Here is a 7,051-nt window from a genome sequence, read left to right on the forward strand (position 1 = left end):
AAAAGAACTAATCTTTTTAAGATTAGTTCTTTTTTGTATACGTATTCACAGAAGTTGATTTTAACGAAATTAAATTGTATAATTAAACTACAGAATCATACTTTTCTGAAAAATTAAGGGGCGGTGATGGGTATGAAAGAAAATAGCATAGGAAATCTAATGGATCATTTTTCTGAATGGCAGAAAGAACAAGGTAAAGCTGATTCTACAATTAAAACATATGTAGGAGTTCTTGAGAAATTTAAATTGTGGTTAGACAAAAGCAATAAAGAATTTGACCAGATTTCTAAAAATGATGTTCAGCAATATATGGACTATTTAGAAGCGCAGAAAAAGAATGCAGGTACAATTGAAAAGTACCTTGCTGCGATAAGTGTCTTTTCTCGTTTCATCGGTAAATCTGAAATTATTTTAGATATACAGTGCAAAGAAAAAAGTAAGGAAAATGAAGTGCCCGAGTCCCTTAAAAAACATGAAGAAAAGTTATTATTAACAGAAGTTAAATCCGATCAAAACCTAAGAAATATTGCCATTGTTTACACTCTTTTGTATACAGGAATTCGAATATCAGAATTATGTGCTTTAAATGTATCTGATGTTAAAATTGATAAGGACCAAAAGATCCTGCTTATTAAAGATAAAAGAGGCAAGATTGAAAGATTCATTCCTTTATCGCAAGAAGCTAGCACCCATCTGAAAAATTATATTGATTCTTTGGATATGATAGAAGATGCATTATTTGTCTCAAACGTTAATAAAAGAATATCGACTAGAGCTGTACAATATATGTTACAAAAGTATGATGTTCACCCTCATAAATTGAGACATACATTTTGCCAAAAGCTTATTGATAAGGGAATTGACATTCACACAGTAGCAAAGTTGGCAGGTCATAAAGATGTAAATGTAACAAAACGCTATGCTAACAATTTAGAGGCAAATTTAGAATTTGCTATAGACAAAGCTTTTTCTTAAAAGATACACACGGGCACTTTGTCTTAGGAGGCGAAGTGAATTACTTAGGAGTCGAGTAAATCTTGACTCCTTATTTAAAGTCACTTTAATCAAATTGAAGTTATTATCTTTCTGTTTTATATAATAACCTTGTGATTCTAGTTGAAATATTTAAGTTCTTTTTTGATGTTTTATCTTTGTAAGGATAAGATAAATCTCTTGTAAATATCGGAGTCAAACTCATCATATAATATACATTATATACGTATTTTTTTATAAACCCATGTTATACTCATCGTATAATGTGATTTTTATCTACTATCTACTATACTTTCAAGTTTCTCCAACTCGTCATATAAGTGAAAAGGATTGAAATAAATGTTCTCAGATTACATTTCCTATCTTAAAGAAAAAGGATTGGCAAACAATACTATCATCTCTTATACGAATGATTTGAATTCCTTTTTTAATGATATATATGCTAGGTCAGACGAATATGTTACTGCAGTAGATATTCATAAATGGGTAGATCAGATGCTGAATTCAACTGATCTAAAACCATTGGCTATCTCAACGATTAATCGTCGGCTAAATTCATTAAGAAGTTATTATTCATGGGCAACAAATAACAACAAACTGCAGCATAATCCAATGCGAGAAATTAAAGACTTAAAATCAGCTGATGAGGATTATGAAAAGATCTTGTGGCTTACTGAAGAGGAATTTGCAAATTTGTTGCAGTTAATAAGGAAAAAACCTGTTAATAGTAGAGGGGTTAACACCGAGGAAAAGTACCGTAGAGACAGGGCGATTATATATTTACTTACATACGCTGGATTACGTGTTAACGAATTATCAAATCTCAAGTTAACAGACATTGACCTCGAGTTAAAACGTATTAGAGTAGTAGGAAAAGGGATGAAGGTAAGGACAATTCCTATTTCTCATACACTATTTGCTGAAATTCAAGATTGGTTAAAGTTTCGGTTAGAAATGAAAAAACAAAAAACACATGTTGCTCAGTCGTCTTATGTTTTTTACAGTCAAAGGTCTTCAAAATTTACCGTGCGAGGGATTCAGTCGATGATTGAAAGTTACAGCTTACCCAAGAAAAAACTGACTCCACATATGTTTCGCCATACTTTTTGTAAATGGATGTTAAGGGCTACGAATAATGATATCGAAAAAGTGAGAAGGTTAGCAGGTCACAGTAACATTGCTACAACAAGTAGGTACTTAAAAGATTCCTATAGTGATTTAGCTGAGGCTGTTAATGCTTTGCCTAAGTTTTAGTTTTAGTTTTAGATAAAAGAAGAAAAAGAATGAGAGCAATATGTATAAAGTCTTTAAATCTAGGAAACAATAAAAATACAAATGTTCATCCCCCTACATTTGACCAAAAGCTGACTTAAATAGTTCAGCTTTTTTATTTGAATAGCACATCAGTGATACAAAGAATAACTTTCAAAGGAATAAACGTTTATTCCTTTGAAAGTTCTTTTCTTCTTTTATTTGTCCTTGATATAAGAAAGGTCTTCGAATCAAAAACCTATTAGCAGTGATGTTATAGAGAAAATCTGCATCGTTTTAATATCAATATCCATAAATAAATTTCCTAGCCAAGAGTTGTCCAGCAGCAAACCTTAATTCATTCTCCTGATCTATTGAATTCACTAGGCGTTCATCTTTTTTACTTATTTTTAAACCACTCCCATTATCCACAAAATAACCACAGTCAATATCTTTAATTTTTTCTGTGACTGCTAAAACTAAATCGGAGGGTGTTAAGAAGAAATAATCATGACAATAGGGTAAAGATTCCTTCCATTTTGAATCTGCTAATAAATCTTCATATGAAACCTTCACATTAAAAATAACAGTCTGGGACTCGTTATAAGCGAAAATATCGGCTTGTTTTCCGCTTGGAAGGGTAAAGTCTGCGACGGCAATAAAACCACGTTGAAAAAGCCATTTAAGTGCCATTTCTTTTAGTTCTTTGTGTCGTTTTAAATCTAACGTTGAAAGAAAGTTAGATTTATTGGATAACTCCAGGTAAGAAAGCATGGTTTTACTTTTTATATCTTGTAGTTCTCTATTGATTAACTTTCTTTTGTGTTGAATTTCTAGTAGTTTTTGTTTTATTAAATTTAATGAATTAATAAAGGGTTCACTAAATTCAGGTGGTAGCCTATATCTATCATCAGCTTTGAGTGCTTTTATCAAAGACTCGTTTTGATCCCATCGATACTCAAGACCACGGTTATGCCTGGTCTTCAAAGATTCGGTAAAAGAAATGAAATCTTTGATGAAATATACATATAAATCATCATTGTACACAATAATAGCTTGCTCTATTAACTCTTGTTTCCAACTAGTATGTATTTTCTTGACTAAGATTAATTGCCCGTCACAAAATCCTACATATTCTTTTAAAAACGAACGAAGAGGCTGATTATATTTATTAAATACTTCTACATTCTTAGTCATGTCTGTTTGCAGTTTTAGTAACTCTTTTTCCTTGATGTGTAATGATTTATTAGTTGCCTCTAATTGTTCTAAAATCAGATTGGTATCTTCTTTAAATTCTCGGATTTTCTTCTTCTTTTCATTTAAGGCACAAATTAGTAAATTGAGATCATCTCGTGTTGTCTCATCAGTGACTACAGAAAGAATTTCCATTACTCCTCCCCAATCAAATCGTTTAATTAAACTCGAAAGAGGTAGGCTTTTAAGTCCTAATAATAACAACCTTTCATAATACTCTTTTTCTAAATTTCCTTTTGAAATGTCTAGCATTCTTCTAAAACGTGATAACTTCTTTGCTTGATCTAGTGAAACAGGGTAATGATCAGGAACTTGTAAAACCTTTAAACCTCTGTCTAAATCTAACAAAATCCGTTTACTTAACGGATCTATTCCGGTAATAGTTGCTTTCATTATGACCTCCTAAAGTGCACCGAGCACTTATAGGGTATTTTATAATGAAAAAAGGTTATTAAGCAATAAGGGCAACTCATACATAATGTTCATGTTTGAAGTATTGCTACGAAGTCATTTGATCTCAATAATTTCATAAACATGATCTTTTAGCTTGATATTTTTGAAAAATTATTAATAAAGTATTAATTAAATCAATCAAAGTCTTTTGTTGTTTTTATATTAATTGTTTTATTGTTTTAATTGTTTTATTGTTTTAGGCTGTCTTAAACCGTTGGTACATAAGGGTTTAAGACGTATAAAGCGTACAAATTTGGTTTCAAAGCGTACAAATTTGGTTTCAAAGCGTACAAATTTGGTTTCAAAGCGTACAAATTTGGTTTTATAACCCGTACAAATTTGGTTTCAAAGCGTACAAATTTGGTTTACCCCGTACAAATTTGGTTTCAAAGCGTACATGAAAATAAGTTTGTACTTTTTAAACGATCAAGTAACTAGTAAAATAGAAAAAGAAAGTAGAACCAAAAATGTACGGGTAAGAAGGTGTGAATTTGGAGCATCATGAGGTGCGAGTTAATAACAATGTTGTAACGAAGTCAAATATATTAATCGATGCTAATTATAAGTTAACCATCACTGAACAAAAGATTGTTCTATATTTGGTTAGTAAGATCAGAAAAGATGACGATGATTTCAAAACTTATACATTATCAATTAAACAATTCTATGAATTACTTGGATATAAAGGAAATCCAAAATACTCTGAAATGAAAAAAATCACAAAGAATTTAATCGGAAAAGTAGTAGAAATTAGGGAAGAAAAGAAACTCAAACAAATGAGTTGGTTATCTTATGTAGAATACAATGAAAGTGACGGTAGTGTTAATTTATCTTTTGATCCACGATTGAAACCATATCTTCTACAATTAAAAAGGGAATTCACTTCATATAAATTAAAAAATGTGATGGAATTAAAAAGTGGTTATTCGATAAGAATTTATGAGATTTTGAAGAAATGGCAATCACTAAAGGAAGTAGAAATACCTTTAAAAGAATTAAGAGAAATGGTTGGGGCTACTGACAAATATCAGGAATATCATAATTTCAAAAAACGGGTATTAACAACATCACTCAAAGAAATTGAGGAAAAGACAGACATTTCCTTTTTTTATCATGAAATTAAAAAGGGCAAAAGGGTTGCAGCTATTCATTTCACGATTCATTCTAAAAACAATATAATTGCTCAAGAGGCTGATGTCATTACTCAAAAGGATGATTGGTTTGAATCTCTTTATGTTCAACTTTGCGTCTTATATGAAAAACATAATTATAAGTTAACAAAAGATGTGGTAGAAAGATGGGTTGGACTAGCTAATAAAGTATGGGGCAAAAATAAATATATAGAGATCAATAAACTAGCTCAGCAATCCTTCAAAATAGATAACATTAAACATCATATTGCTTTTATTACACATATACTTAAGGAAAAAGTGAAATGTATTGAAAATGGCACTAGTCATCATCAAGTAAGTGTGGAAACAGCTGATAAAAAAGTCATTAGAAAAGAAATCATTCCTAGTTGGCTTGAAGTTGATTAAAAAACACAGTGTTTATCAATAATCAAACGTGAAATTATAACCCTACTTCTTTGTTGTCCTAGGTATTCACACTAGCTAATACCTTTGAAAGTATGAAGAAAAAACACCTCTTATCTATGGTGTTTTTTCTTCATATAGTAGTAAAATAAATCTTTACTAATTACTTGTTTTCCTTCAAATACTTCTCCAAAGCTTCTTCAATCAATATATAAATATTCTTCTCCTGAACAAGAGCTTCCATTTTCAACTCTTTATGTAAGTCTGTACGTAAATCAAAGGATACTCGTTTTCTTTCCACTTTTCTTTCTTCCTTTCTTTTTTCGATTTCTTTGTTAGAAGGAACAGTGTGTACTTGTTTCATGTCATCTCCGAGGGTTTCAGCTAACGCTTGTGAAGGTGTGATCACTTTTTGTTGGCGTTTCATGTTCTTGATATCATTAATTTTTGACACGTTGAATCAACTCCTTGTAGAAGTTTCTATATTGATCTAATGCTTGTTTTAGTTCAGCATTCTCATTAAATCCGAATAAAGATAATCTTCCAACAGGTGCTTTTCTAGTAATTACTGTTTGAAAAATTTCATTTGGATAATCTTCTTCGATCATTTCATTGAAGGCTTTTGCGTCATTTCGTCTTACATCATTCAAAGTTCGTAAAATTCCTAATACCTTAGTTTCTCGTTTTCCAAATTCATTTGCGCTATTCACAGAATCGATAAAGTTAGGGATGGCAGAATAACACCAGTTTGAGCTTTCAAATAGGACAACAACATATTCACTAGCGCATAGAGCATTAGTAGTTTGCTCACTTAAGGACGGAGGAGTATCAATAATAATAAAATCATAATCATCTCGAACTTGATCCAAGACGTTATCTAGTATTAAGCTAGGGTTGCCACTAAATTGAATGGTCTCCCCAGTGTATGTTTTCCCTGTATAGATCCAGCGAGGTAACGTAGCTAAGAAGTTATTAGCAGGAAGTAAATCTAGATTTTCGCTGATTCGAACTATGTAATGTTTAATATCATTTTGTTGTATTCCTTCTAATACAGATTTCCCTATAAACTCATTAGATGGTTGTTCTGATAAAAGTTCAGTTAAGTTACCTTGAGAATCCATATCTATTGATAACACACGGTAACCATCTTCTTTTAAAAGATAAGATAAAATACCTGAAGTAGTGGATTTTCCACAACCGCCTTTTTGGATTCCCATCGTAATGGTAATTGCCAACCTTCTCACCTTCCATTCTTCCAACGTTGTTTTCTTCTTTTCTTCATTTAATAGTAAGTGAAAAATCTCTATTTGTTAAGAGGTATTTTGAATTGCAAGAGCTGATTTAAAAGCTTGGATGTATAAGTGATAAAACAGTTAAAAATCTTATTGACATCTATTGCATACAATAGTAATATAGTAAATCTCGCTGAGAAATGATTTTGAAAGTCTCAAGAGAAGAAAAATCCCTTTTTAAGTTTAGGGTTAGAATAATAAAAAATACATTTGACTTCTACGAAGTTAAATGATATACTAATTACTCAGTCGTTGGTTGTTCAAATGTTTTGT

The 7,051-nt window shown here is 31.0% G+C and carries 6 protein-coding genes; 3 read left to right on the forward strand and 3 right to left on the reverse strand.

What is annotated here, in order from left to right; all coding sequences use genetic code 11:
* Window positions 1-126 precede the first annotated feature (126 nt).
* A complete protein-coding gene (locus FS935_RS22865) occupies window positions 127-975 on the forward strand; it encodes a tyrosine-type recombinase/integrase (RefSeq protein WP_240051008.1) in 849 nt (282 codons plus the stop codon).
* A 357-nt stretch (window positions 976-1,332) separates the two neighbouring features.
* Complete coding sequence (locus FS935_RS22870) at window positions 1,333-2,247, forward strand: tyrosine-type recombinase/integrase (RefSeq protein WP_146950906.1); 915 nt, start codon at window positions 1,333-1,335, stop codon at window positions 2,245-2,247.
* A 300-nt stretch (window positions 2,248-2,547) separates the two neighbouring features.
* Here FS935_RS22870 and FS935_RS22875 read toward each other — a convergent pair whose 3' ends face one another.
* Window positions 2,548-3,891 carry an MmcB family DNA repair protein gene (locus FS935_RS22875; protein WP_146950907.1) on the reverse strand — a complete coding sequence of 448 codons (1,344 nt, stop codon included), beginning with the start codon at window positions 3,889-3,891 and terminating at the stop codon, window positions 2,548-2,550.
* A gap of 551 nt (window positions 3,892-4,442) precedes the next feature.
* Between FS935_RS22875 and FS935_RS22880 the strand changes: the two genes are divergently transcribed.
* Window positions 4,443-5,489, forward strand: coding sequence for a replication initiation protein (locus FS935_RS22880; RefSeq protein ID WP_158638697.1), 1,047 nt, complete (start codon window positions 4,443-4,445; stop codon window positions 5,487-5,489).
* A gap of 160 nt (window positions 5,490-5,649) precedes the next feature.
* On the opposite strand, the gene FS935_RS22885 is transcribed toward FS935_RS22880, so the two are convergent.
* Both FS935_RS22885 and FS935_RS22890 read right to left on the reverse strand, forming a co-directional pair.
* Window positions 5,650-5,940 (reverse strand): hypothetical protein, encoded by a 291-nt coding sequence (locus FS935_RS22885; protein WP_146950909.1) that lies wholly within the window; start codon window positions 5,938-5,940, stop codon window positions 5,650-5,652.
* A complete protein-coding gene (locus FS935_RS22890; protein ID WP_146950911.1) occupies window positions 5,927-6,721 on the reverse strand; it encodes a ParA family protein in 795 nt (264 codons plus the stop codon). The genes FS935_RS22885 and FS935_RS22890 overlap by 14 nt, the downstream gene beginning before the upstream one ends.
* Window positions 6,722-7,051 lie beyond the last annotated feature (330 nt).

The sequence above is a fragment of the Metabacillus litoralis genome (assembly GCF_007994985.1).
Lineage (GTDB): Bacteria > Bacillota > Bacilli > Bacillales > Bacillaceae > Metabacillus > Metabacillus litoralis.